The following is a 21579-nucleotide window of genomic DNA, read 5'->3' as shown; positions in this document are numbered from 1 at the left end:
TCAGGTTGTACAAGCACTCGCACGCGCACCGATCAGGGCAGGCGCGGCACCGGAGCCGGCTCCGCGAAGCGCAGCTGGTTGCCGAACGGATCGATCACGTCGAGCGCGAAGCCGAACGGCGTGCGGGTGATCCGCGGGTTGAGGTAGGGGTACGCCTTCGCGTCGAGCTCGGCGTGCAGCTCGCGGACTCCGCGGAGGGCGACGTGCACGGCGGCGCCGGGACTGCCGTCGCGGTGGTGCTCGCTGAGGTGCAGGCGGAGCCCCGAGCGCGACACCTGCAGGTAGAGGGGGGCGTCGAGCGCGGCGCGGTGCTCCCAGTCCACCTCGAAGCCGAGGTAGTCGACGTAGAACTCGCCCGCCTTGGCGACCGAGAAGATCCGCAGGATGGGCACGGCCGCCTCCAGTCGCACCGGCTCGAGCCGGTCCGGCTCCTCCGCGCTCGACCGGTCCCGTGCACGCCGTCTCGTCTCCACGCCACGAGGCTAGCCGCCCCGCGGCCGGCCCGGAGCCGGAGGGTCAGTCGACGAGATCGAGACCGCGCAGCAGCCGGAGGGTCTCGACCCCGGCGGGCGGGCAGCGGCCCGCATCGGAGCCGTCGACCCAGTGCAGCGAGTCGATCTCGCCGCTCGGGCGCGCCTCCCGGTCGAGCTCGGCGGCGAAGACGCTCATGTGGACCTCCCGCCCCTCCGGCTCGCCGTGCGCCTGGGTGCGGACGGTGAACAGGGGCTCGAGGCCGAGCGCGACGGCACCGAGCTCCTCGCGGGCCTCGCGGGCCGCCGCCTCGATCCCGCTCTCGCCCTCGTCGACCTTGCCGCCGGGGAGGTAGAGGACGTCGCGGCCCCGCGCCGTGACCATCAGGACGCGCCGGTCGCGGAGGACGGCGACGGCGGACACGACGATCGGCGGGAGGGTGCTCATCCGCTCATCATGCCCGCCGCGGGCGGACCGGCTCGGCGCCCCCGCGGCTACCATGGGGGCACACCAGAAGGACGCGCGCAGCCGGCGCGCGCCGGGGCCCCGTGCGCCCGAACAGCTGAGGAGCAACCCGTGGCAGAACCCACCACCCTCGACAAAGTCATCACCCTCGCGCAGCACAGGGGATTCGTCTTCCCCTCGGGTGAGATCTACGGGGGCACCCGCTCCGCGTGGGACTACGGGCCGCTCGGCGTGGAGTTCAAGGAGAACATCAAGCGCCAGTGGTGGAAGACCTTCGTGCAGGGCCGGGGCGACGTCGTCGGCCTGGACTCCGCGGTCATCCTGCCCACGGCGATCTGGCACGCCTCGGGACACGTCGGCGTCTTCTCGGACCCGCTGACCGAGTCGCTGATCACCCACAAGCGCTACCGCGCCGACCACCTCTTCGAGAAGTACGAGGAGGTCAACGGCCACCCGCCCGTGAACGGCCTCGCCGACATCCCGGACCCGGAGCACCCCGACAAGGTCGGGCAGTGGACCGAGATCAAGCAGTTCTCGGGCCTGATGAAGACCTACCTCGGCGTCGTCGACGACGAGTCGGGTCTGCACTACCTGCGTCCCGAGACCGCCCAGGGCATCTTCACCAACTTCGCGAACGTGCTGCAGAGCGCCCGTCGCAAGCCGCCCTTCGGCATCGGCCAGATCGGCAAGGCGTTCCGCAACGAGATCACCCCCGGCAACTTCATCTTCCGCACCCGCGAGTTCGAGCAGATGGAGCTCGAGTTCTTCGTCGAGCCCGGCACGGACGAGGAGTGGCAGGAGACCTGGATGCAGCTCGCCTGGGACTGGTTCGTCGGGCTCGGGATGAACCCCGAGAACATCCGGCAGTACGAGCACCCGAAGGACAAGCTCTCCCACTACTCCAAGCGCACCGTCGACATCGAGTACCGCTTCAGCTTCGCCTCGGGCGAGTGGGGCGAGCTGATGGGAGTCGCGAACCGCACCGACTACGACCTCAAGACGCACATCGAGCACTCGGGCAAGGACCTCTCGTTCTTCGACCAGAACAAGAACGAGCGCTACGTGCCGTTCGTGATCGAGCCGTCGTTCGGCCTCACCCGCGCGCTCATGGCGTTCCTCGTCGACGCCTACGAGGAGCAGGAGCTGCCGCCGAACGCCAAGGGCAAGGTCGAGACGCGGACCGTGCTGCACCTCGACCCGCGCCTGGCGCCGGTGAAGGTGGCCGTGCTGCCGCTCTCGCGCAACGAGGCCCTCTCGCCGCTCGCGCGCCGCGTCGCCGACCAGCTGCGCCAGCTCTGGAACGTCGACTTCGACGACTCCGGAGCGATCGGCCGCCGCTACCGCCGCCAGGACGAGATCGGCACCCCGTACTGCGTGACCGTCGACTTCGACTCGCTCGAGGACGACGCCGTGACCGTCCGCGACCGCGACACGATGAAGCAGGAGCGCATCCCGCTCGAGCAGCTCGAGTCGTACCTCTTCACCGGGCTCCGCGGGGCCTGACGCTCCTCCCGGGACGCCGCCGACCGGACGGGCCGGCGGCGTCCCGGAGGGCGCGGACCAGCCGGCCCTGCGGTCAGCGCTCGCGGGCGAGCAGGGCGAAGACGAGGGTCGAGGTCCACTCGCCCTTGCAGAACTCGTCCTCCTGGTGGTGCGCCTCGAGGCGCATTCCGAGGCGCTCGCAGAGGCGGGCGGAGGCGGTGTTCCGAGCGTCGAGCTGCGCGATCACGCGGTGGGCGCCGAGGGTGTCGAACGCGAGGTCGAGCAGCGCCCGGGCGGCCTCGGTCGCGTAGCCGCGCCCCTGCGCCTCCGGGTGCAGCACCCAGCCGATCTCGACCGCCTCCTGCTCGACGGACGTCGCGATGAGGGTGAGGTCGCCGATCATCCGCCCGGCGAGGACGCCCTCCCGGGGGACGATCGCCAGCACGGCCACGTCGCCGTCGGCGGCGAGCCGTGTCGAGGGGAGGCGGCGCTGCAGGTGCGCCCGCGACTCCTCGGGGGTGCGCACCGGCCAGCGGAGGAACCGGACGGCATCGGCGTCGCCCTGGTAGCGCGCGTGGTCCTCGGCGTCCTCCGGTCCGAGGGGACGCAGGAGCAGGCGCTCGGTGAGCAGCGGCGCGGAGCGCAGCGGCTCCGCATCGAAGGGGAGCCGGAGGCTCACGCGGTGGCGGCGTCCGCGTCGGGACGCGCGGCGGCGGCGGGCTCGGCCGGGACCTCGATGCCGAAGAGCGCCTCGAGCCCGGTGAGGTAGGCCTCCTGGGCTCCGGCGCGCGCGTAGTCGCGGGCGCGGACGCTCGGGGTGTGCAGCAGGACGCCGGCGAGGTGGCGGAGCGCCTGCTCGGTGCGGCCGTCCTCGTCGCCGCGCGAGCGGGCCCGCTCGATCTCGGCGTCGAGCGCGTCGAACACGTGGGCGCGCAGGGCGACGACGGCCGGAGTGAGGCTCTTCTCATCGGCGACGTCCGAGAACTTCCGGGCCGCCTTGTCGACGAGCGCGCGCGCCTGCTGCGACGCGTCGAGCACGTCGAGAGGCGCGTGCAGGCTGATCGTCTCGAGGTCGAGGAGCTCGACGCCGGCGACCGAGGTGACGTCGGAGGCGACGTTGCGCGGCAGGCCCAGGTCGATCACGAGCTGGCGCTCGCGGGAGAAGCCCTGGAGGCGCCCGGCGGCGAGCAGGGCGGCGTCGAGCACCGGCTCCTGGGTCGTGGTGCAGGTGATGACGATGTCGGCCGAGACCGCCTCGAGCGCGAGATCGGAGGCGGCGATGGGCCGGAGCGAGCGGCGGGCGGCGAAGCCCTCGGCGCGACCGGAGGGGGAGTGCACGGCGATGTCGACCACTCCGCGGTCGCGCAGGGCCGCGACGGTCGCCCGTGCGTAGCTGCCGGTGCCGACGAGGAGGACGCGGGCGGCCCGCCAGTCGGTGACGCGGCTCGCGGCCAGGTCGAGCGCGAGGCGCACGATCGAGCGGCCGGCGCTGCCGAGGCCGGTGCGGTTCTTGATGCCGCGCGAGGTCTGCGAGGCGCGCTGGAACAGCCGCTCGAGCTCGGAGGAGGTGGTGCCGAGGCGGCGCGCCTCCTCGAGGGACCGGCGGACCTGGCCCGCGATCTCGCCCTCGCCGACCACGACGGACTCGAGCCCGCTGGAGACGGCGAAGAGGTGCTCGGCCACCCGGTCGCCCGAGACGACGTCGACGCTCCCGCGCAGCTCGTCCTGCTCGACGCCGGTCGCGGCGCTGACGGCGGCGGTGGCGGCCTCGACGGCGACGGCCTGCGCGGCGGTCAGCGGCTCCTCGATGTCGAGGTAGGCCTCGAAGCGGTTGCAGGTCGCGACGACGACGGCTCCGGAGACGAAGTCGATCCCCTCGGAGAGGGCCGCGGTCACGGCGGAGGAGTCGACGGAGAGCTTCTCGAGGAGATCGAAGCTGGCGTTCTTGTGCGACGCCGTCAGACACAGAAGCACCACGTCAGTCTACCCGCGCTCTGCGGGGCGGGGTCCCCGGACTGGGGAGGAATGCACGGATGCGCCTGGAATAATGCCGCGGTGACCTCCCCCACCGACGGCCTGCTCGATCCGCTGCACCCCCTCTCCGCCGGCCGCACGGCCGACTCGCTGCTCCTGCGCGCCTACCGCTCCGAGCGGGGCGAGAGGACGCCCGTCTGGTTCATGCGCCAGGCCGGCCGCAGCCTCCCGGAGTACCGGGCCCTGCGCACCGACACGAAGATGCTCGACGCCTGCCTCGACCCGGCGCTGGCGAGCGAGATCACCCTGCAGCCGGTGCGGCGCCACGGAGTGGACGCGGCCATCTTCTTCAGCGACATCGTGATCCCGCTGCGGCTCGCGGGCGTCGGCGTCGACATCGTCCCCGGGCGCGGGCCGGTGCTCGAGAAGCCGGTGCGCACGGCCGCCGACGTCGCCGAGCTCGCCTCGATCGACCCGTCCGTGCTCGACGAGACTCTCGAGCCCATCCGCGAGGGCGTGCGCCGCACCGTCGCGGGCCTCGGCGACACCCCGCTCATCGGCTTCGCCGGCGCTCCCTTCACCCTGGCCGCCTACCTGGTGGAGGGCGGCCCGTCCAAGGACCACCTGCGCGCGCGGACGATGATGCACGCCGACCCCGCCGCCTGGGCCCAGCTGATGGAGTGGACCGCCGAGGTCACCGGCCGCTTCCTCCGCGCGCAGGTGCTCGCCGGGGCCAGCGCCGCGCAGCTCTTCGACTCCTGGGCCGGGGCGCTCTCGCTCTCGGACTACACGACCCACGTCGCTCCCGCCTCCGCGCGCGCCCTCGTCCACGTGCGCGACCTCGCGTTCGACCACGGGGAGACGCGCCGCAACGTCCCGATCGTGCACTTCGGCGTCGGCACCGGCGAGCTGCTCGGAGCGATGCACGGCATCGGCGCCGACGTGGTGGGCGTCGACTACCGGATCCCGCTCGACGAGGCCAACCACCGCCTCGGCGGCTTCGTGCCGGTGCAGGGCAACGTCGACCCGGCGCTGCTGACCGCGCCGTGGGAGGTCCTCGAGTCCCACGTCGACGACGTGCTCCGACGGGGCCTGAGCGCCCCCGCGCACGTGCTCAACCTCGGCCACGGCGTGCCGCCCGAGACCGACCCCGACGTGCTCACGCGCCTCGTCGCGTTCGTGCACGCCTGGCGGCCGTGAGCGAGGAGCGCCCCCGCGACGCGGCGTCGTACGACGTCGCGGTCGTCGGCGGCGGAGTGGCGGGGCTCGCCGCCGCCGCGGAGTGCCTGCGCATCGGCCTGCGCGTCGTGGTGCTCGAGGCGGGGGAGCGGGTCGGCGGCTCCGTCTCTCCGCTCGCCCTGGCCGGAGCCGCGCTCGACGCGGGCGCCGAGAGCTTCGCCACCCGCGGCGGCCACGTCGAGCGGGCGCTCGCCGCGCTGACCCTCGACGGCGTCCCGCTCGCCGAGTCGATCGTCGAGCCCCGGACGCACGGCTCGTGGCTGCACCTCTCGGGCGGCCGCTCCGTGCCGTCGCCCCGGGCCGGCATCCTCGGCATCCCCGGCACGCCGCTCGCCCCCGACGTCGTGCGGGCGATCGGCCGCCGCGGCGCCTGGCGCGCCTGGCTCGACACCCTGATGCCGGTGCTGCGCATCGGCCGCGCGCACTCCCTCGCCGAGCTGGTGCGCACCCGGATGGGCGAGCGCGTGCTCGAGGACCTGGTCGCGCCGGTCGTCTCCGGCGTCTACTCGAGCCGGCCGGACGACATCGACGTCGACCTGGCCGCACCCGGACTGAACGGCGCGCTCACCCGCGCGGGCTCCCTCGCCCGGGCCGTGGCCGCCCTCCGCGCGAACCTCCCGGCCGGAGTCGCGGTCCGCGGGCTCGAGGGCGGGATGCACCGCCTGGTCGCCGCGCTGGTCCAGCGGATCGACTACCTCTCCGGCGAGATCCGCACCGGCGCCTCCGTGCAGCGGCTCGAGGGCTCCGACGGGGACTTCGTCCTGACCCTCGCCGACGGCGCTCTGAGCGCCCGAGCGGTGATCGTCTCGACCCCGGAGCGCGACGCCCGGGCGCTGCTCGCCGGCCTCGCTCCCGCCGTCGCGGAGCGCGCCGACGAGGCGCCCCACGACTCCGTCGAGCTGGTGACCCTGGTCCTCGACGACGCCCGCCTGGACGCAGCCCCCCGCGGCTCCGGCGTGCTCGTGGCGCCCACCGCCACCGACGTCACGGCCAAGGCGATCACGCACGCGACCGCGAAGTGGGACTGGCTGGCCGCCTCCCTCCCTCCCGGCCGCCACGTGCTGCGCCTCTCCTACGGGCGCCCGGGCGAGCGCCCGCCGCTCGAGGGGCGCACCGATGCCGAGGCGGCCGCGATCGCCCTGCTCGACGCCTCGACGCTGCTCGGACTCGCCCTCGATCCGGCGTCGCTCGTCGACTCCGCCCGGGTGCGCTGGGCCAACGTCCGGCCCGCCGCGGCGCTGGGCCGCCGCGCGCACCTGGAGGCGTTCCGCGAGGCGCTCCTCCCGATCGAGGGAGTCGCTGTGACCGGCACCTGGATCGCGGGCACGGGCCTCGCCTCGGTGCTCCCGCACGCCGCCGAGACGGCCGCCCTTATCCGGCGCCGACTGGTGCGTCAAGGAGTCGGGCTGCCGAGCGACGCCCGCGACGCCGACGGCTACTCTTAGGCCCAGGCATCCGCGCGAGCGCGCGGCGTGCCCCGGCACGAGTGGTCACCGACCGCGTGGACGATCGCGAGAGCGACCCAGGACGAGGAGTAGGCGTGAAGGGCAAGATTCTTTTCGTGGCAGGAGCCGCAGCCGGGTACGTGCTGGGAGCACGCGCCGGCCGCAAGCGGTACGAGCAGATCGCCTCGGCGGCAGGCCGCTTCTGGCGGACCCAGCCGGTGCAGGACGTCGCGGGCGCCGTCGGCGGCGCCGCGAGGACCCAGCTGAGCAGCGTCTCGGACAAGGCGTACGAGGTCGTGCGCTCGGTGGTCGTCAAGGCCGTGTCCGGCGGCAGGAAGGCCCAGGGAGCGAGCGACGCGGAGGCGTCGGCGGCCGCCCGCAAGGCGGCCTCGAAGGTCGACGAGGCCGCGGCGTCGGCCGGCTCCGGCGGGTCGACGACGTCCACCTCCACCAGCAGGGCCTAGTGCTCATCCCTCCGGCCGTGCCAGGCGCGCGCCGGCCGGCACGTCCCACCCTCGAGGAGCTCCCGTGGTGAACGAACGCAATCCCAAGAACGCCCGATCACTGGGAGAGCTGGTCAGCGACCTGCCCGGCCTCGTGATCGAGCTCGTCAAGGCCGAGGTCGCCTCGCTGAAGAACGAGCTGGCGGGCAAGGCGAAGAGCGCGGGTCTGGCCGTCGGCCTGTTCGCGGTCGCGGCCTTCCTCCTCCTGACCGCGTGGGCGACGCTGGTCGCCTTCGCGATCATCGGCATCGCCTCCTGGCTTCCGGCCTGGCTGTCGGCGCTGATCGTGACGGTCTTCTTCCTCCTGGTGGCCGTGATCCTCGCCCTCGTCGGCGTGCGCACCATCAAGAAGGCCGTGCCGCCGGTGCCGCAGGACTCGATCGACAGCATCAAGAAGGACGTCCAGGCGTTCAAGGGAGTGGGCAGCTATGACAACTGAGCGATCCGTCAGCAGCACCACGCCCCGCTTCGTCGACCCGGCGGAGCTGAAGCCCGGCCAGCTGAAGGCCGACATCGAGCGCGCCCGCTCCGAGCTCGCCGCGACCCTCGACGCGATCGAGTACAAGGTCAACGTGCCGCGCAAGGTGCGTACCGCCCAGCGGACGATTGAGCGCAAGCTCCAGGTGGTGCGCCGCCAGAACCCCTCCGCGCTGATCGCCGGAGCGGTCGGCGCCGCCGCCGCCGTGGGCCTCGTCGTCTGGGGCGTCGCGAAGCAGATCATCGAGGACTGAGTGCCGGAGGGCCCGGGGCGCTAGCGTCCCGGGCCCTCCGGCGCCAGAGCCCCCGCCGCTTTTGTGCATCGGCACGAGCGGAGGGATGATGGATCAATGACCGATCAGACCGCCGGCACGGCGGGTCCCGTTCAGTCCGCCCCCGACACGAGCGCCGCCGCTCCGGCGCCGCAGCCCCCCGCCGATCAGGATCACTCCGATCAGGCCCTGGGATACACGCTCTGGGCGGTTCTCCGCAGGGATCCCGCACGTCCGTTCACCCTCTCCAGCGACGCCGTGGATCCCGCGGTGAAGCAGTACGAGCACCTCGTCGCCCAGCTCGAGGGCGAGGGCGTGACCGTCCGCGGCACCTACGACGTCTCGGCCCTGCGCGCCGACGCCGACATCATGCTGTGGCTCACGGGCCCGGCGCCCGAGGAGCTGCAGCGGGCCTACCGCGAGCTGCGGCGCACGGAGCTGCTGGTCGGCCTCCTGCCGACGTGGAACGCGATGGGCGTGCACCGCGACGCCGAGTTCAGCTCGAACCACCTCCCCGCCTACATGCGCGGGAAGGCGCCGGCCCGCTGGCTCACGGTCTACCCCTTCGTCCGCTCCTACGAGTGGTACATCCTCCCCGAGGAGGAGCGCCGCGCGATGCTCGCCCAGCACGGGCGCCAGGGCTCGCGGTTCCGCTCCGTCCTGACCAACACGGTCGCCTCGTTCTCGCTCGGCGACTACGAGTGGATCCTCGCCCTCGAGGACGAGGAGCTCGTCAACCTCGTCGACCTCATGCGCGACCTGCGCGCCACCGAGGCCCGCCGCCACGTGCGCGAGGAAGTCCCCTTCTACACAGGACGGCGCATCGACGCCGACCAGATCGCCGAGGTGCTCCGATGAGCGACACGACCAGCGAGCCGATCCTCGTCCGCGGGGCCACCCCCGCGGCGGCGTCCGGCCCCGAGCACGTCGAGGTCCCCGTGGCGTACGACGCGATCCTCCTCGCCGGCTTCGGCGGGCCCGAGGGCCAGGACGACGTCATCCCGTTCCTCCGCAACGTCACCCGCGGCCGCGGCATCCCGGAGGAGCGCCTCGAGGAGGTCGCCCACCACTACCGCCACTTCGGCGGCGTCAGCCCGATCAACGCGCAGAACCGCGCGTTGAAGAAGGCGCTCGAGGCCGAGCTCGCGAACCGCGGCATCGACCTCCCCGTGCTCTGGGGCAACCGCAACTGGGCGCCCTACATGAGCGAGGCCGTCGCCGAGGCGAAGGAGCGCGGATTCACCAACCTGCTCGCCATCGCCACCAGCGCGTACTCCTCCTTCTCGTCCTGCAGGCAGTACCGCGAGGACTACGCGGCGGCGCTCGAAGCGACCGGCCTCGAGGGCGAGCTGCGGATCGACAAGGTGCGCCAGTTCTTCGACCACCCCGGCTTCGTGATGCCGTTCATCAAGGCCGTCCACGACGGGCTCGACGAGCTGCGCGAGCGGATGCCCGACCTCGATGTCACGTCCGAGGTGGAGGTGCTGTTCTCGACGCACTCGATCCCCATGGCCGACGCCGAGCGCAGCGGACCCCACGAGCGCCACGACGACGGCACCGTCGTCGACGTGCACGAGTTCGGACCGGGCGGCGCCTACGAGGCGCAGCACCTCGCCGTCGCCGAGGTCGTCATGGCCGCCGCCACGGACGAGGACGTGCCCTGGCAGCTGGTCTACCAGTCGCGCTCCGGCCCGCCCACCCAGCCCTGGCTCGAGCCGGACATCAACGACGCCATCGCGGAGCTGCCGGCCCGCGGCCGCCGCGCGCTGCTGATCGTCCCGCTCGGCTTCGTGTCCGACCACATGGAGGTCATGTGGGACCTCGACAACGAGGCCCTCGAGACCTCGGAGGAGCACGGACTCGTCGCGCTCCGCGTCGCGACCCCCGGCACGGACCCGGTCTACGTCTCCGGCCTGGTCGACCTGGTCCTCGAGCGCGTCAACGGCGTGCCGACCGAGGACCGGGCCTCGATGACGGCGCTCGGCCCCTGGTACGACGTCTGCCGCCCCGGCTGCTGCGAGAACGTGCGAGCGGGGTTCAAGCCCGCCCTGGCGGGAATCGCACCGTGATGAGGAGTCGTCTGTCGTGAGCATCAGAGTCGGCACCCGCGCGAGCGCGCTCGCGGTGGCGCAGACCCGGATGACGGCCGATCTGATGTCGGCCGCCGCGGGGGTCCCCGTGGAGCTGGTGCGCATCGAGTCGGACGGCGACCGCATGCGCGGCTCGCTCGCCTCCCTCGGCGGCACCGGCGTGTTCGTCAGCGCCCTGCGCGACGCGCTGCTCGCCGGGCGCTGCGATGCGATCGTGCACTCGCTGAAGGACCTGCCCACCGCTGCGGTGGAGGGCCTGCTGCTCGGAGCGGTCCCCGAGCGGGAGGACCCGCGCGACGCGCTCTGCGCCCGCGACGGGCTCACCCTGGCGACCCTGCCGGTCGGAGCCCGCGTGGGCACGGGCTCGCCCCGTCGGCGCGCGGCGCTGCTGGCCGCCCGTCCGGACCTCGAGATCGTGGACATCCGCGGCAACATCGACACCCGGCTCCGGAGGGTGCTGCCCGGCAGCGACTCGCCGCTGGACGCGATCGTGCTCGCCCTGTCCGGCCTGCGCCGCCTCGGCCGGGTCGATGCGATCACCGAGGTGCTCGGCTTCGACGTCTCCCCGCACGCCCCCGGTCAGGGAGCGCTGGCCATCGAGGTGCGCGACGAGGAGCCGTCGGAGGAGCTGCGTGCCGCTCTCGCGGCGGTCGAGCACGTGCCGACCCGCGCGGCGATCACGGCCGAGCGGTCGCTCCTCGCCTCCCTCGAGGCCGGGTGCGCCGCTCCGATCGGAGCCTCCGCGGTCGTCGAGGAGGACCGCGTCGTCCTGCACGGCGTGGTCTTCGCCGTCGACGGCACGGCGTCCCTCGCACGGGAGGTCGCGGAGCCGGTCGATAACGGTTCGGTCGGCGGTGGTCGACACCGGGCGGATCCGCAGTATGGTGGTCGCGAACTGCCCGTCGTCGAAGCCGCGTTCCGTTGCGGCTCTCTGCTCGCTGACGCGCTTCTCGGTGCGGGTGCCGCCGAACTCGCACCCCTGGGAGCCCCTTCGTGATCGTCCCCGCCGCCTACTCCCAGTGGGAGAAGCCGTTGCAGGGGTGGCGCATCCTCGTCCCCCGCGGAGGCCCGTGGGGGGACGGTGTCGCCGCCGCTCTCCGAGCCAAGGGAGCCTCGCCCGTCGTCGCTCCGATGATCAACTTCGCGCCGACCGACGACTTCCCGGCGCTCGAGCAGGCCCTCGCCGACCTCGAGGCCGGCGCCTTCGACTGGATGACCGTCACGAGCGCCACCACGGTCGACGTCCTGTCCCTCCTGCGCACCACCGTGCCCGCGAGCACCAAGGTGGCGGCGGTCGGCGAGACCACGGCGGCCGCGCTCGTCGCCGCCGGGTACTCCGTCGACCTCGTCCCCTCCGAGGACAACTCCGCCCGCGGCCTCCTGGCCGAGTGGGAGGAGGCGACCGGCGGCCGGCACCCCCTGCGCGTGCTCACGCTGCGGTCCGAGATCGCCAAGCCGCTGCTCACCGAGGGCCTCACCCGCATCGGGCACGACGTGCGCTCCGTGGTCGCCTACCGCACGGTCGGCGTCCCGGTGGAGGAGCGCGTCGTGGCGGATGTCGCCGGCGGAGCCGTGCACGCGATCCTCGTCACCTCGGGCAGCGTCGCGGAGCAGGTCCAGAAGCAGCTCGGCCCGGTGCCCGAGTCGATCCTCGTCGCCGCGATCGGCCCGCAGACCGCGAAGGACGCCCGCGCCTTCGGCCTGCGCGTCGACGTCGTCGCCGATGAGCGCTCGGCCTCCTCCCTCATCGACGCGGTCGCCGCCGTCGCCACGGAGCGCGCTCCCCGCTGAGCCGCCTCTCCGGCGCGACGTCGGCCGGGAGGGGCGGGCCTCGCCCCGCAGCGCAGCGACCCGCCTCTCGGCTGATGTGGTGCGTCCGGAGCACCTCCACCGGGTGGGGCGTCCGCGCTCCCGGGAGGTGCTCGGCGGGGCGGGATTACGCTGGAGGACATGACTGCCATCCGCCCGCGCCGCCTCCGCACGACCCCCGCACTCCGCCGTCTCGTCCAGGAGACGCGCATCCACCCGGCGCAGCTGATCCTGCCCCTCTTCGTGGCCGAGGGGATCACCGAGGCCCGGCCGATCGGGTCGATGCCGGGGGTGATGCACCACTCGCTGGACAGCGTCCGCGGAGCGGTGACGGAGGCGGCCGAGGCGGGGATCGGCGGTGTGATGCTGTTCGGCGTGCCGACCACGCGCGACGCGGTCGGCTCCGGTGCGACCGACCCCGACGGCGTGCTCAACGCCGCGACGCGGGTCGTCGTGGAGGAGGTCGGCGACGCGCTGGTCGTGCAGACCGACCTGTGCCTGGACGAGTTCACCGACCACGGCCACTGCGGTGTCCTCGACGACCGCGGGCGCGTCGACAACGACGCCACGCTCCTCCGCTACGAGGAGATGGCGCTCGCCCAGGCCGAGGCCGGCTCCCACCTGCTCGGGCTCTCGGGGATGATGGACGGCCAGGTCGGAGCGATCCGCGCCGCTCTCGACGGCGCCGGGCACCTGGACACCGCGATCCTCGCGTACTCGGCGAAGTACGCCTCCAGCTTCTACGGTCCGTTCCGCGAGGCCGTGCAGTCCACGCTCGAGGGCGATCGCCGCACCTACCAGCAGGACCCGGCGAACCGCCGCGAGGGCCTGCGCGAGGCGACCCTCGACCTCGCCGAGGGCGCCGACGTGGTGATGGTGAAGCCGGCCATGAGCTACCTCGACGTGCTCTCGGACGTCGCCTCCGTCTCGGACGTGCCGGTCTGGGCGTACCAGGTGTCGGGGGAGTACGCGATGATCGAGGCCGCCGCCGCGAACGGCTGGATCTCGCGCGAGCCGGCGATCCTGGAGTCGGTCACGGGGATCCTCCGCGCGGGGGCCGACGCGGTTCTCACGTACTGGGCCGTCGAGATCGCTCGCGACCTGCTGAAGTAGCCGCTCCTCCTCCTGGGAGCGAGCCTCGGCATCTCGTCCGAAAGCGCTCCTCCGGCGCGAGGGCGCCGGGCGGCGCGCGTACCCTGGAGGGGTGACCACCTCGGCGAACGACACCCTGTACGAGCGTGCCCGGCACGCGATCCCCGGAGGCGTCAACTCGCCCGTCAGAGCGTTCCGCTCGGTCGGCGGGACCCCGCGCTTCATGGTCTCGGCCGCCGGCCCGTACATCACGGACGCGGACGGGCGCGAGTACGTCGACCTCGTCTGCTCCTGGGGCCCCGCGGTCCTCGGGCACGCGCACCCCGAGGTCGTCGCGGCGGTGCAGGAGGCGGCCGCCCGCGGTCTCTCGTTCGGCGCGTCCACTCCCGCCGAGACCGACCTCGCCGAGCTGGTCGAGGCGCGGATCACGGCCGGGGGAGTCTCGCCGATCGAGAAGCTCCGCCTGGTCTCCACCGGCACCGAGGCGACGATGACGGCGATCCGCCTCGCCCGCGGCGTCACCGGCCGCGACCTGCTGATCAAGTTCTCCGGCCACTACCACGGCCACTCCGACGGGCTGCTCGCCGATGCCGGCTCCGGTCTCGCGACCCTCTCGCTGCCCGCCTCCGCCGGCGTCACGGCCGCGACCGCGGCCCAGACGATCGTGCTGCCGTACAACGACCTCGAGGCGGTGCGCGCGGTCCTGGCCGAGCGCGGCGCCGACATCGCGGCGGTCATCACCGAGGCCGCGGCCGCCAACATGGGCGTGGTCGCTCCGGACCCGGGCTTCAACGCGGCCCTCGCCGACCTCGTGCACGCGAACGGCTCGCTGCTGATCATGGACGAGGTGCTGACCGGCTTCCGCGTGAGCGCCGGCGGCTGGTGGGGGCTCGAGAACCGCGGCGCCGAGGCTCCGTACCGGGCCGACCTCTACACCTTCGGCAAGGTCATCGGCGGAGGGATGCCGGTCGCGGCTCTCGGCGGCCGTGCGGACGTCATGGACCACCTGGCGCCGCTCGGGCCGGTGTACCAGGCGGGCACCCTCTCCGGGAACCCGGTCGCGGTGGCCGCGGGCATCCGGACGCTGCAGCTGGCCGACGACGCGGTCTACGCCTCGCTGGACGCCACGGCGCTGACCCTCCAGCGCGAGGTGTCGGCGGCGCTGACGGCCGAGGGCGTCGCGCACACGGTGCAGACGGCCGGCAGCCTCTTCAGCTTCATGTTCACGGACCTGGGCCGGCCGGTGCGCGACTACGCCGAGGTCCAGGCGCAGGAGTCGTTCCGCTACCCGGCGTTCTTCCACGCGATGCTCGACGCGGGCGTCTCGCTGCCGCCGTCGGTGTACGAGGCCTGGTTCGTCTCGGCCGCGCACGACGACGCGGCGATCGGGCGCATCGTGGACGCGCTGCCGGCGGCGGCGAAGGCCGCGGCGGCCGCTCGGGCGTAGGCTCCCGGGCCGCCCGCGGATCAGGCGGGAGGCGCCCGCCGCACTGGAGCGGCGGACGTCCCGCGCGCCCGGCCGTCGGCGTGCGGCGACCGGGCAGGGGCCCTCAGCCCCGGCGTGAGACCGACTTCGGCAGCACGAACACCAGCGCGAAGGCGGCGACCGCCATCAGGGTGCTGAGGAGCATCGCGGGAGCCGCGGCGTCGAGGAAGCCCGAGGCGACCGTGTCCGGACCCGTGATGACGAGGCTCCCGAACAGCACGCTGCCGATGACCGCGATGCCCACGGCCGAGCCGATGCGCTGGATCGCCGAGATCACGCCGCTCGCCGCGCCCGCGTCCTGCGGGTCGACGGTCGAGACGATGAACTGCACGTTCGGGGCGATGAAGAAGCCGTTGCCGAGGCCCGCGATCAGCAGCGGCGGCAGGAGCTGCCAGTTGCTGATCGAGTCCGGGGTCGCGGTCAGCAGCACCAGCCAGACCCAGCCGAGCCCGACGGCGAGGAGTCCGCTGCCCATCACCAGGACGTTGCGGCCCAGGCGCGCGGTCATCCGGTTGCTCTGCGAGGAGCTGATGATGCTGCCGATCGCGAAGGGGATCGACACCAGGCCCGACTCCAGCGCGGTGTGGCCGAGGCCCGACTGCCAGAGCAGCGAGATGGTGAAGAAGATGCTCGTGAAGGCGGCGAAGTAGACCAGCGCGAGGATCACGCCTCCGGTGAAGGCCGGGTGGCGGAACAGCGACGGCGGCACCAGGGGAGCGCGGCCGCGGCGGACGTGGAGGACCTCCCAGGCGCCGAACGCGGCGAGGAGCAGGACTCCGCCGGCGATCGAGAGGAAGGTCCACAGCGGCCAGCCCTCGTCCTCGCCCTGGATGAGCGGGACGAGCAGGGCGACCAGGCCGCCGGAGACGAGCACGAGGCCGAGCCAGTCGACGCCTCCGCTCGGGGCGCGGTCGCCGGCCTCGAGGTCGCGGCGGGCGGGGAGGAGGACCGCGGCGGCGATCAGGGTCGCGACGCCGATGGGCAGGTTCACCCAGAAGACCAGGCGCCAGCCGTTCTCGTCGCCGAAGGCCTGGATGATCAGGCCGCCGATGATCGGGCCGAGCGCCGACGAGACGCCGAGGACCGCGCCCATGACCGCGAACGCCTTGCCGCGCGAGGGACCGCGGAACAGGAGCTGGATGTAGGCGTTGACCGCCGGGACGAAGACGCCGCCCGCCAGGCCCTGCACGATGCGGGCGATGACGAGCTGGGTGTCGTCCGCGGCCAGTCCGCACGCGAAGCTGGCGACGGTGAAGAGGGCGATGCCGCTGACGAAGACCCACTTGTGCCCGAAGCGGTCGCCGAGGCGGCCGGCGGGGATGAGGGCGAGGCCGAACGCGAGGGCGTAGCCGGAGATGATCCAGGAGAGCGTCGACTCGGAGGCGTCGAGCGTGGTGCGGATGGTGGGCAGCGCCACGTTCACGATGGTCGTGTCGAGCAGGGCGATGAACATGCCCGCGAGCAGGACGATCAGCGAGCGCCAGGCGCGCTTGTCGGGGGCGGGAGGGGCGCCGGTCGATCGGGCGGTCGACGTCTCGGTCATCGCAGGAGTGCCTTTCGAGCAGGGGGGGGAGGGGTGGTCCGTCAGACCTGTTCGAGGGACGCGACCGGATGTGAATGCTCGCAGGAGAAACCGGGTTTCCGCACGCCGGGATCTGTGGGGGCCTTCAGGCGGAGGGCTCGCCGCAGGCTCGCCTCGCGGGGCGTCAGCGGATGCGCGACTCCGCCAGCCGGGCGCAGTCGATGCAGAGCTCGGCCGTGGGCCGGGCGGCGAGGCGGGCGGCTCCGATCGGGCGGCCGCACGAGGCGCAGTCCCCGTAGCCGCCGGTGCCGAGGCGGGCGCGAGCGGCGTCGAGCTCGCGCCCCGTGCGGGCGAGAGCGTCGCGGACTCCGGCCATCCGCGACCACTCGGCCGAGAGCGGCGTGCCCTCCGGGTCGTGCTCGTCATCGGCGGTGCCGTCGGCACGGTCGCGCAGGAGCTCGGCCAGCGAGGCCTCGAGCCGGGCCGCCTCGTCGCGCGTCTCGGCCTGCCGCTCGGCCAGCAGCGCGTCGAGGAGGCGCGCCTCGTCCGGATCCATCGGCATCCGACCATGCTGCCACCCACGCGAGCGGCGGGGCATCGTTGTGCGATCCGGCGCTGACCCGGCGGCGGGCGGCGGGGCAGACTAGGGGCATGCCCGTCGTGACCGTGCTCCCCGACCGCCTCGAACTCCGCCTCACCGCGGCCGAGCGACTGCTCGCGTTCCACCGCAGCGACGTCGTCGTCGACCGGTCGAGCATCCGCTCGGCGACGGTCACCGAGGACCCCTGGATCTGGGTCCGGGGCATCCGCGCGCCGGGCACCGCGGTGCCGCTCACGCTCGCGGCCGGCACGTGGAAGTTCCACGGCGGCAAGGACTTCCTGCTGATCAAGCGCACCGCCTCGGCCGTCGTGATCGACCTGGTCGACGAGGACTACTCCCGCCTGATCGTGAGCACCAAGCACGCTCCCGAGCTGATCGCGGCACTCCAGCTGGGGACGACGACCGCGGCGATCCCCGTGATCGAGACCGACGACCTCGTGATCGTCCCCGAGGTCGCCGAGCAGGCGGAGCGGGCCCAGGCGGCCGCCGCGGAGAAGCGCGCGAAGAAGAAGGCGAAGGCGGCGGAGGCCGCGGCCGTGGCCGCGGAGGCGGGGGGTCCGGCGACGGTGGTCGAGGGCCGGGAGGCGGCGAGCGGCGGGAGCGCGGCGGCCGCGGCGGCCGCGGCTCCGGAGGCGCACGGTGCCGCGGAGGACGTCGCGGCTCCGACGGAGTCAGCAGCGGGGGCCGCTCCGAAGAGCTCGAAGGCGACGCCGAAGGCCGCTCCGAAGACGAGTGCTCGGACCGCCGCGAGCACGCCGGCCGAGTCCGGGGCTTCCGCGCCCGTGGACGTCATCGGCTCCGAGCCGATCGACTCCGCAGCTCCGGTGAAGCTCGCGGAGCCGAAGCCCGCCGAGCCGAAGCCCGCCGAGCCGAAGCCCGCCGAGCCTAAGCCCGCGGAGCCGAAGCCCGCCGAGAAAAAGTCCGCGGGATCGAAGCCCGCCGAGCCGAAGCCCGCCGGATCCGAGTCCGCCGAGCCCGCCCCCGCGAAGCCGGGGCCGGCCGCGAAGCCCGCGCCGAAGCCCCGCACGCCGGCGAAGCCCCGCTCCGCGCGCCCCGACTCCTCCGTCGGTCACGCGTCGGCCGAGCCGAGCGGCGCCACCGAGGCTGCGGAGTAGCGCACCGCCGCACGAGCAGCAGCCACGCAGCGCCGGCCGAGGCGCCCACTCCTCCACGCTCGAGGCGGGCGGACGCCCTCCGCCGACGCCGTGCCCTCAGGCGCGGACGTCCACCAGCGTCCGACCGTGCGAGCGGCCGGCGAGCACGTCCTCGGCCGCGTCGACCGCCCCGCCGAGCGGCACCGTCGTCGTCAGCTTGTCGAGCAGCTCCAGGTCGAGGTCGTGGGCGAGGCGGCGCCAGGCCTCCTCGCGGAGCTTCCGCGGCGCCTCCACCGAGTTGATGCCGGCCAGCGTCACTCCGCGCAGGATGAACGGCATCACGCTCACCGGCAGGTCCGGCCCCTGCGCGAGACCGCATGCCGCCACGGTCCCGCCCCAGCGCGTCTGCGCGAGGGCGTTCGCGAGCGTGTGCGAGCCGGCGGAGTCCACCGCTCCCGCCCAGCGCTCGGACTGCAGCGGCTTCCCGCCCTCCTGCAGCTCGGCGCGGTCGAAAACGTCGGAGGCGCCGAGGCGCTGGAGCAGAGCGCCGTGCTCGCCGAGCCGGCCGGTCGAGGCGACGACCTCGTGGCCGAGGCGCGCCAGGAGCGCGACGGCGAGCGACCCCACGCCTCCCGAGGCCCCCGTCACCAGGACGGGACCGCTGCCCGGCCGCACGCCGTGCCGCTCGAGCGCCAGCACGGCCAGCATCGCCGTGAAGCCCGCGGTGCCGATCGCTCCGGCCCGTGCCGCCGAGATGGCGCCGGGCAGCCGGAGCAGCGACGCGGAGTCGACACGCGCCCGCTCGGCGAGCCCGCCGTCGTGGCGCTCGCCGAGGCCGGCGCCGTTGAGCACCACCCGGTCGCCGGAGTCGAAGCGCTCGCCCGCCTCGCCGTCCGCGTACTCCACGGTGCCGACCAGGTCGATGCCGGCGACGAGCGGGGTGCGGCGCACGATGCCGGGCCGCCCCGCCAGCGCGAGGGCGTCCTTGTAGTTGACGCTCGAGTACTCGACGGCGATCGACACGTCGCCGTGCGAGCGGTCGGGGTCGTCGCGCTCGAGGAGGCGGGCTCGGTTGGGGGTCTCGGTGTCGGAGTCGGAGTGCCGCTCGACGACGATGGCTCGGTACATGGGCCCACGCTACGCCCGCGGGCCCGAGGCCGGGCGGTCAGTTCAGGGGCCGGGTGCCCTCGGGGAGCGATCCGCCGGAGTAGAGGGCGGAGGCCGCGTCCTGGAGCGCCGTCAGGGCGACGCGCTGCGTCCACGGACCGTAGGAGACGCGGGCCAGCCCGAGCTCCTCGAAGCGGGCGGGCGACTGCGATCCGGGGACGCCGATGACGCTGACGCGCTGCCGCCCGAGGGCGGCGACGAGGGACTCCAGCTCGGCGTCCTGGAGCAGCCCGGGGACGAAGAAGCAGGTGGCGCCGGCGTCGAGGTACGCGCGGCCGCGCTCGACGGCGTCGGCCAGGACCTCGCCCCGGTCGCGGTCGCCGGCGCGGAGGAGCACGTCCGTGCGGGCGTTGAGCGCGAAGGGCACCGCCTCCTCCTCGGCCGCGGCGACGGCCTTCTCGACCGCCCGCAGCGCCTCCGGGAGCGGCTTCGCCTGGTCCTCGAGGTTCGCGCCCACGACGCCGATCCCGATCGCGCGCCGGACCGTCTCGCCCGCGTCGCCGTAGCCCGCCTCGAGGTCGGCCGAGACCGGGACCTCGACGGCGGCGACGATGCGCTCGATCATGCCCAGGTGCAGCTCCAGCGGGATCCGCTCGCCGTCCTCGTAGCCGAACGCCGCGGCGATGGAGTGGCTGGCGGTCGCGAGCGCCCGGGTGTCCGGGAGCGCGGCGACAGTGGTCGCGCTGATCACGTCCCACACGTTCACCACCTGCAGCAGCTCGGGGGCGGTGTGGAGGTCGACGAGGATGCGCCCGCGCGCTTCGATGCTCATGGCACGAGCGTACGGCCCGCGTGCGCGGCGCAGGCCGCCGCCTCGCAGTCCGCGCACACCACGAGCTGCGCGCGGCAGGAGAGGTCGGTGCAGTTGCGCATCCGACTCGTCGGAGCGGCGCACGAGGCGCAGCGGCCGAGCACCTCGGCGTCGGGGGAGAAGGAGACGGAGCCGCGGCCGTCGAAGACGTACAGCGCCCCCTTCCACAGCCCGCGGTCGCGGCGCGCCTCGGCGTAGCGGACGACGCCTCCGTCGAGCTGGTACACCTCGCCGAAGCCGCGCGCCGTCATCAGGCTCGACAGCACCTCGCAGCGGATGCCGCCGGTGCAGTAGGTGATGACCGGCCGGCCCTTGAGATGGTCGTAGACGCCGGCGTCGAGCTGCTCGACGAACTCGCGGGTGCTGGCGACCCCGGGCACGACCGCCCCCTCGAACCGGCCGATCTCGGCCTCGAAGGCGTTGCGGCCGTCGAAGAGCACCACGTCGTCGCGCTCGGCGACCAGGGCGTCCAGCTGATCCGGGTCGAGCCGCGGCGCCGTCCCGACGACGCCGCCGGCGTCCACCCTCAGCTCGTCGGGCGCGCCGAACGAGACGATCTCGTCGCGCACCTTCACCGAGAGCCCGGGGAAGTCGAGGCTGCGGCCGTCGTCGTCGAGGCCGGAGCCGTCGCTCCACTTCACCTCGAGGCCGCGGAACGCGGAGTGCTCGCGGGTGCGGCGGACGTAGCGCTTCAGGGCGTCCATCCCGCCGCCCAGCGTGCCGTTCACCCCGTGCTCCGAGATCAGCAGGCGTCCGCGCAGCCCCAGCGACTCGCACAGCTCCCGCTGCCACAGCCGGACGGACTCGGGGTCGGCCAGCGGCACGAAGCGGTAGAACAGCAGGATCTTCGGCAGCACCGGCACATCCTACGAGGACGTCCGGACCGGGGCGCGGCGTGTGGCAGCATCGTCGGGTGCCCGACGCCTCCGCCCCCGTGCCGCACTCCCGCCTCGAGGACGTCTTCGGTCTCGTCACCGGTGCGTTCGTCGTGTCGCTCGGCCTCTACCTGCTGCGCGCGAGCCAGGCGGTCACGGGCGGTACCGCAGGCCTCGCCCTGCTGCTCGGGTACCCGCTCGACATCCCGTTCGGCGTGATCCTCGTCACGGTCAACCTGCCGTTCCTCGCCCTCTCGCTGTGGAAGAAGGGCTGGCGCTTCACGCTGCGGACCATGTTCTCGATCGTGCTCGTCTCGGTCCTGGCGGGGCTGCACCCGCCGGCGTTCGGCGAGCTGCGGATCGAGCCCGTCTACGGGGTCTTCACGGGCGACGTGCTCGCGGGGATCGGCCTCCTGATCCTCTTCCGGCACGGGTCGAGCCTGGGCGGATTCAGCATCGTCGCCCTGATCGCGCAGGAGCGGCTCGGCTGGCGGGCGGGCTACGTGATGATGGCGCTCGACGCGTGCGTGGTCGCGGCCGCGCTGCTGGTGGTGCCTCCGCTGAACGTGCTGATCTCGGCGGCGGGCGTGGTGGTGCTCAACCTGGTGCTGGCGTTCAACCACCGGCCCGGGCGCTATCTCGGGTCCTGACCCCCTCCGCAAGCCCTTCGGCGCGCTCCGCCGGGTTCCTAGGCTGAGGGAGCG

The 21579-nt window shown here is 73.8% G+C and carries 23 protein-coding genes; 14 read left to right on the top strand and 9 right to left on the bottom strand.

The annotated features are described in order from the left end of the window. Positions 1-32: 32 nt before the first annotated feature. On the bottom strand, positions 33-473 hold the full coding sequence (locus GSU40_RS13580) for a glyoxalase superfamily protein (protein ID WP_208543318.1): 441 nt from the start codon (positions 471-473) through the stop codon (positions 33-35). A gap of 43 nt (positions 474-516) precedes the next feature. After that, positions 517-918, bottom strand: a complete 402-nt coding sequence (locus GSU40_RS13575; RefSeq protein WP_104222884.1) for an NUDIX domain-containing protein — start codon at positions 916-918, stop codon at positions 517-519. Positions 919-1047: 129 nt separating this feature from the next. On the opposite strand from GSU40_RS13575, the gene GSU40_RS13570 reads away from it, so the two are divergent. Next, complete coding sequence (locus GSU40_RS13570; protein ID WP_104226140.1) at positions 1048-2439, top strand: glycine--tRNA ligase; 1392 nt, start codon at positions 1048-1050, stop codon at positions 2437-2439. A 73-nt stretch (positions 2440-2512) separates the two neighbouring features. On the opposite strand, the gene GSU40_RS13565 is transcribed toward GSU40_RS13570, so the two are convergent. After that, entirely contained in the window at positions 2513-3097 is a 585-nt protein-coding gene (locus GSU40_RS13565; RefSeq protein WP_244229491.1) for a GNAT family protein, read from the bottom strand. Then, a complete protein-coding gene (locus tag GSU40_RS13560) occupies positions 3094-4392 on the bottom strand; it encodes a glutamyl-tRNA reductase (RefSeq protein ID WP_104283145.1) in 1299 nt (432 codons plus the stop codon). The genes GSU40_RS13565 and GSU40_RS13560 overlap by 4 nt, the downstream gene beginning before the upstream one ends. Before the next feature lie 51 nt (positions 4393-4443). Here GSU40_RS13560 and hemE point away from each other — a divergent pair, with 51 nt between their 5' ends. The 11 genes from hemE to hemL all read left to right on the top strand — a co-directional run bounded on the left by hemE (position 4444) and on the right by hemL (position 14766). Next, complete coding sequence (gene hemE / locus GSU40_RS13555; RefSeq protein ID WP_104222882.1) at positions 4444-5592, top strand: uroporphyrinogen decarboxylase; 1149 nt, start codon at positions 4444-4446, stop codon at positions 5590-5592. Next, positions 5589-7076 (top strand): FAD-dependent oxidoreductase, encoded by a 1488-nt coding sequence (locus GSU40_RS13550; RefSeq protein WP_244229490.1) that lies wholly within the window; start codon positions 5589-5591, stop codon positions 7074-7076. The genes hemE and GSU40_RS13550 overlap by 4 nt, the downstream gene beginning before the upstream one ends. Before the next feature lie 116 nt (positions 7077-7192). Further along, positions 7193-7540: a YtxH domain-containing protein gene (locus GSU40_RS13545; RefSeq protein ID WP_160035309.1), complete on the top strand. Its 348-nt coding sequence runs from the start codon at positions 7193-7195 to the stop codon at positions 7538-7540. A gap of 67 nt (positions 7541-7607) precedes the next feature. Continuing rightward, on the top strand, positions 7608-8018 hold the full coding sequence (locus tag GSU40_RS13540; RefSeq protein ID WP_244229489.1) for a phage holin family protein: 411 nt from the start codon (positions 7608-7610) through the stop codon (positions 8016-8018). Beyond that, a complete protein-coding gene (locus GSU40_RS13535) occupies positions 8008-8310 on the top strand; it encodes a DUF3618 domain-containing protein (protein ID WP_104222879.1) in 303 nt (100 codons plus the stop codon). The genes GSU40_RS13540 and GSU40_RS13535 overlap by 11 nt, the downstream gene beginning before the upstream one ends. A gap of 96 nt (positions 8311-8406) precedes the next feature. After that, positions 8407-9186 carry a hydrogen peroxide-dependent heme synthase gene (gene hemQ / locus GSU40_RS13530; protein WP_104233087.1) on the top strand — a complete coding sequence of 260 codons (780 nt, stop codon included), beginning with the start codon at positions 8407-8409 and terminating at the stop codon, positions 9184-9186. Continuing rightward, positions 9183-10397 carry a ferrochelatase gene (locus tag GSU40_RS13525; protein WP_160035307.1) on the top strand — a complete coding sequence of 405 codons (1215 nt, stop codon included), beginning with the start codon at positions 9183-9185 and terminating at the stop codon, positions 10395-10397. The genes hemQ and GSU40_RS13525 overlap by 4 nt, the downstream gene beginning before the upstream one ends. A 16-nt stretch (positions 10398-10413) precedes the next feature. Further along, on the top strand, positions 10414-11415 hold the full coding sequence (gene hemC, locus GSU40_RS13520) for a hydroxymethylbilane synthase (protein ID WP_104283147.1): 1002 nt from the start codon (positions 10414-10416) through the stop codon (positions 11413-11415). Beyond that, a complete protein-coding gene (locus GSU40_RS13515) occupies positions 11415-12209 on the top strand; it encodes a uroporphyrinogen-III synthase (protein ID WP_104222950.1) in 795 nt (264 codons plus the stop codon). Before hemC ends, GSU40_RS13515 begins: the two co-directional genes overlap by 1 nt. Positions 12210-12368: 159 nt before the next feature. Beyond that, positions 12369-13340, top strand: a complete 972-nt coding sequence (hemB, locus tag GSU40_RS13510; protein WP_104249902.1) for a porphobilinogen synthase — start codon at positions 12369-12371, stop codon at positions 13338-13340. A 91-nt stretch (positions 13341-13431) separates the two neighbouring features. Continuing rightward, the gene (gene hemL / locus GSU40_RS13505; RefSeq protein ID WP_104222874.1) at positions 13432-14766 is read left to right on the top strand and encodes a glutamate-1-semialdehyde 2,1-aminomutase; all 1335 of its coding nucleotides are present in this window, start codon (positions 13432-13434) and stop codon (positions 14764-14766) included. 103 nt (positions 14767-14869) lie between these two features. Here hemL and GSU40_RS13500 read toward each other — a convergent pair whose 3' ends face one another. Beyond that, positions 14870-16348, bottom strand: a complete 1479-nt coding sequence (locus tag GSU40_RS13500) for an MFS transporter (RefSeq protein ID WP_104257675.1) — start codon at positions 16346-16348, stop codon at positions 14870-14872. Positions 16349-16511: 163 nt separating this feature from the next. Next, entirely contained in the window at positions 16512-16889 is a 378-nt protein-coding gene (locus GSU40_RS13495; protein ID WP_244229488.1) for a TraR/DksA family transcriptional regulator, read from the bottom strand. Between the two features lie 89 nt (positions 16890-16978). Here GSU40_RS13495 and GSU40_RS17085 point away from each other — a divergent pair, with 89 nt between their 5' ends. Next, on the top strand, positions 16979-18043 hold the full coding sequence (locus GSU40_RS17085; protein ID WP_244229487.1) for a hypothetical protein: 1065 nt from the start codon (positions 16979-16981) through the stop codon (positions 18041-18043). Positions 18044-18139: 96 nt separating this feature from the next. On the opposite strand, the gene GSU40_RS13485 is transcribed toward GSU40_RS17085, so the two are convergent. Genes GSU40_RS13485 through GSU40_RS13475 form a run of 3 tightly spaced genes read right to left on the bottom strand, consistent with a single transcriptional unit; the run spans position 18140 to position 20857 of the window. Continuing rightward, positions 18140-19150: an MDR family oxidoreductase gene (locus GSU40_RS13485; RefSeq protein WP_160035305.1), complete on the bottom strand. Its 1011-nt coding sequence runs from the start codon at positions 19148-19150 to the stop codon at positions 18140-18142. A 37-nt stretch (positions 19151-19187) separates the two neighbouring features. Further along, positions 19188-19961, bottom strand: a complete 774-nt coding sequence (locus tag GSU40_RS13480) for an isocitrate lyase/phosphoenolpyruvate mutase family protein (RefSeq protein ID WP_160035303.1) — start codon at positions 19959-19961, stop codon at positions 19188-19190. Beyond that, positions 19958-20857, bottom strand: a complete 900-nt coding sequence (locus GSU40_RS13475) for a rhodanese-related sulfurtransferase (RefSeq protein WP_159915648.1) — start codon at positions 20855-20857, stop codon at positions 19958-19960. Before GSU40_RS13475 ends, GSU40_RS13480 begins: the two co-directional genes overlap by 4 nt. A 56-nt stretch (positions 20858-20913) precedes the next feature. Here GSU40_RS13475 and GSU40_RS13470 point away from each other — a divergent pair, with 56 nt between their 5' ends. Next, positions 20914-21525 carry a YitT family protein gene (locus GSU40_RS13470; RefSeq protein WP_244229486.1) on the top strand — a complete coding sequence of 204 codons (612 nt, stop codon included), beginning with the start codon at positions 20914-20916 and terminating at the stop codon, positions 21523-21525. The last annotated feature ends 54 nt before the right edge of the window (positions 21526-21579 follow it).

The organism is Rathayibacter sp. VKM Ac-2805 (assembly GCF_009834265.1).
Classification (GTDB): Bacteria; Actinomycetota; Actinomycetes; order Actinomycetales; family Microbacteriaceae; genus Rathayibacter.
The sequence above is the reverse complement of the archived record's forward strand: the minus strand, read 5'-3'. Positions and strand labels throughout refer to the sequence as shown.

What these genes read in the sequence shown, in the direction of transcription:
- hemB (WP_104249902.1), top strand. Translation starts at nt 12,369, where the DNA reads ATGACTGCCATCCGCCCGCGCCGCCTCCGCACGACCCCCGCACTCCGC.
- GSU40_RS13495 (WP_244229488.1), bottom strand. Translation starts at nt 16,889, where the DNA reads ATGCCGATGGATCCGGACGAGGCGCGCCTCCTCGACGCGCTGCTGGCC.
- GSU40_RS13525 (WP_160035307.1), top strand. Translation starts at nt 9,183, where the DNA reads ATGAGCGACACGACCAGCGAGCCGATCCTCGTCCGCGGGGCCACCCCC.
- GSU40_RS13575 (WP_104222884.1), bottom strand. Translation starts at nt 918, where the DNA reads ATGAGCACCCTCCCGCCGATCGTCGTGTCCGCCGTCGCCGTCCTCCGC.
- GSU40_RS17085 (WP_244229487.1), top strand. Translation starts at nt 16,979, where the DNA reads ATGCCCGTCGTGACCGTGCTCCCCGACCGCCTCGAACTCCGCCTCACC.
- GSU40_RS13480 (WP_160035303.1), bottom strand. Translation starts at nt 19,961, where the DNA reads ATGAGCATCGAAGCGCGCGGGCGCATCCTCGTCGACCTCCACACCGCC.
- hemE (WP_104222882.1), top strand. Translation starts at nt 4,444, where the DNA reads ATGCACGGATGCGCCTGGAATAATGCCGCGGTGACCTCCCCCACCGAC.
- hemQ (WP_104233087.1), top strand. Translation starts at nt 8,407, where the DNA reads ATGACCGATCAGACCGCCGGCACGGCGGGTCCCGTTCAGTCCGCCCCC.
- GSU40_RS13485 (WP_160035305.1), bottom strand. Translation starts at nt 19,150, where the DNA reads ATGTACCGAGCCATCGTCGTCGAGCGGCACTCCGACTCCGACACCGAG.
- GSU40_RS13500 (WP_104257675.1), bottom strand. Translation starts at nt 16,348, where the DNA reads ATGACCGAGACGTCGACCGCCCGATCGACCGGCGCCCCTCCCGCCCCC.
- GSU40_RS13535 (WP_104222879.1), top strand. Translation starts at nt 8,008, where the DNA reads ATGACAACTGAGCGATCCGTCAGCAGCACCACGCCCCGCTTCGTCGAC.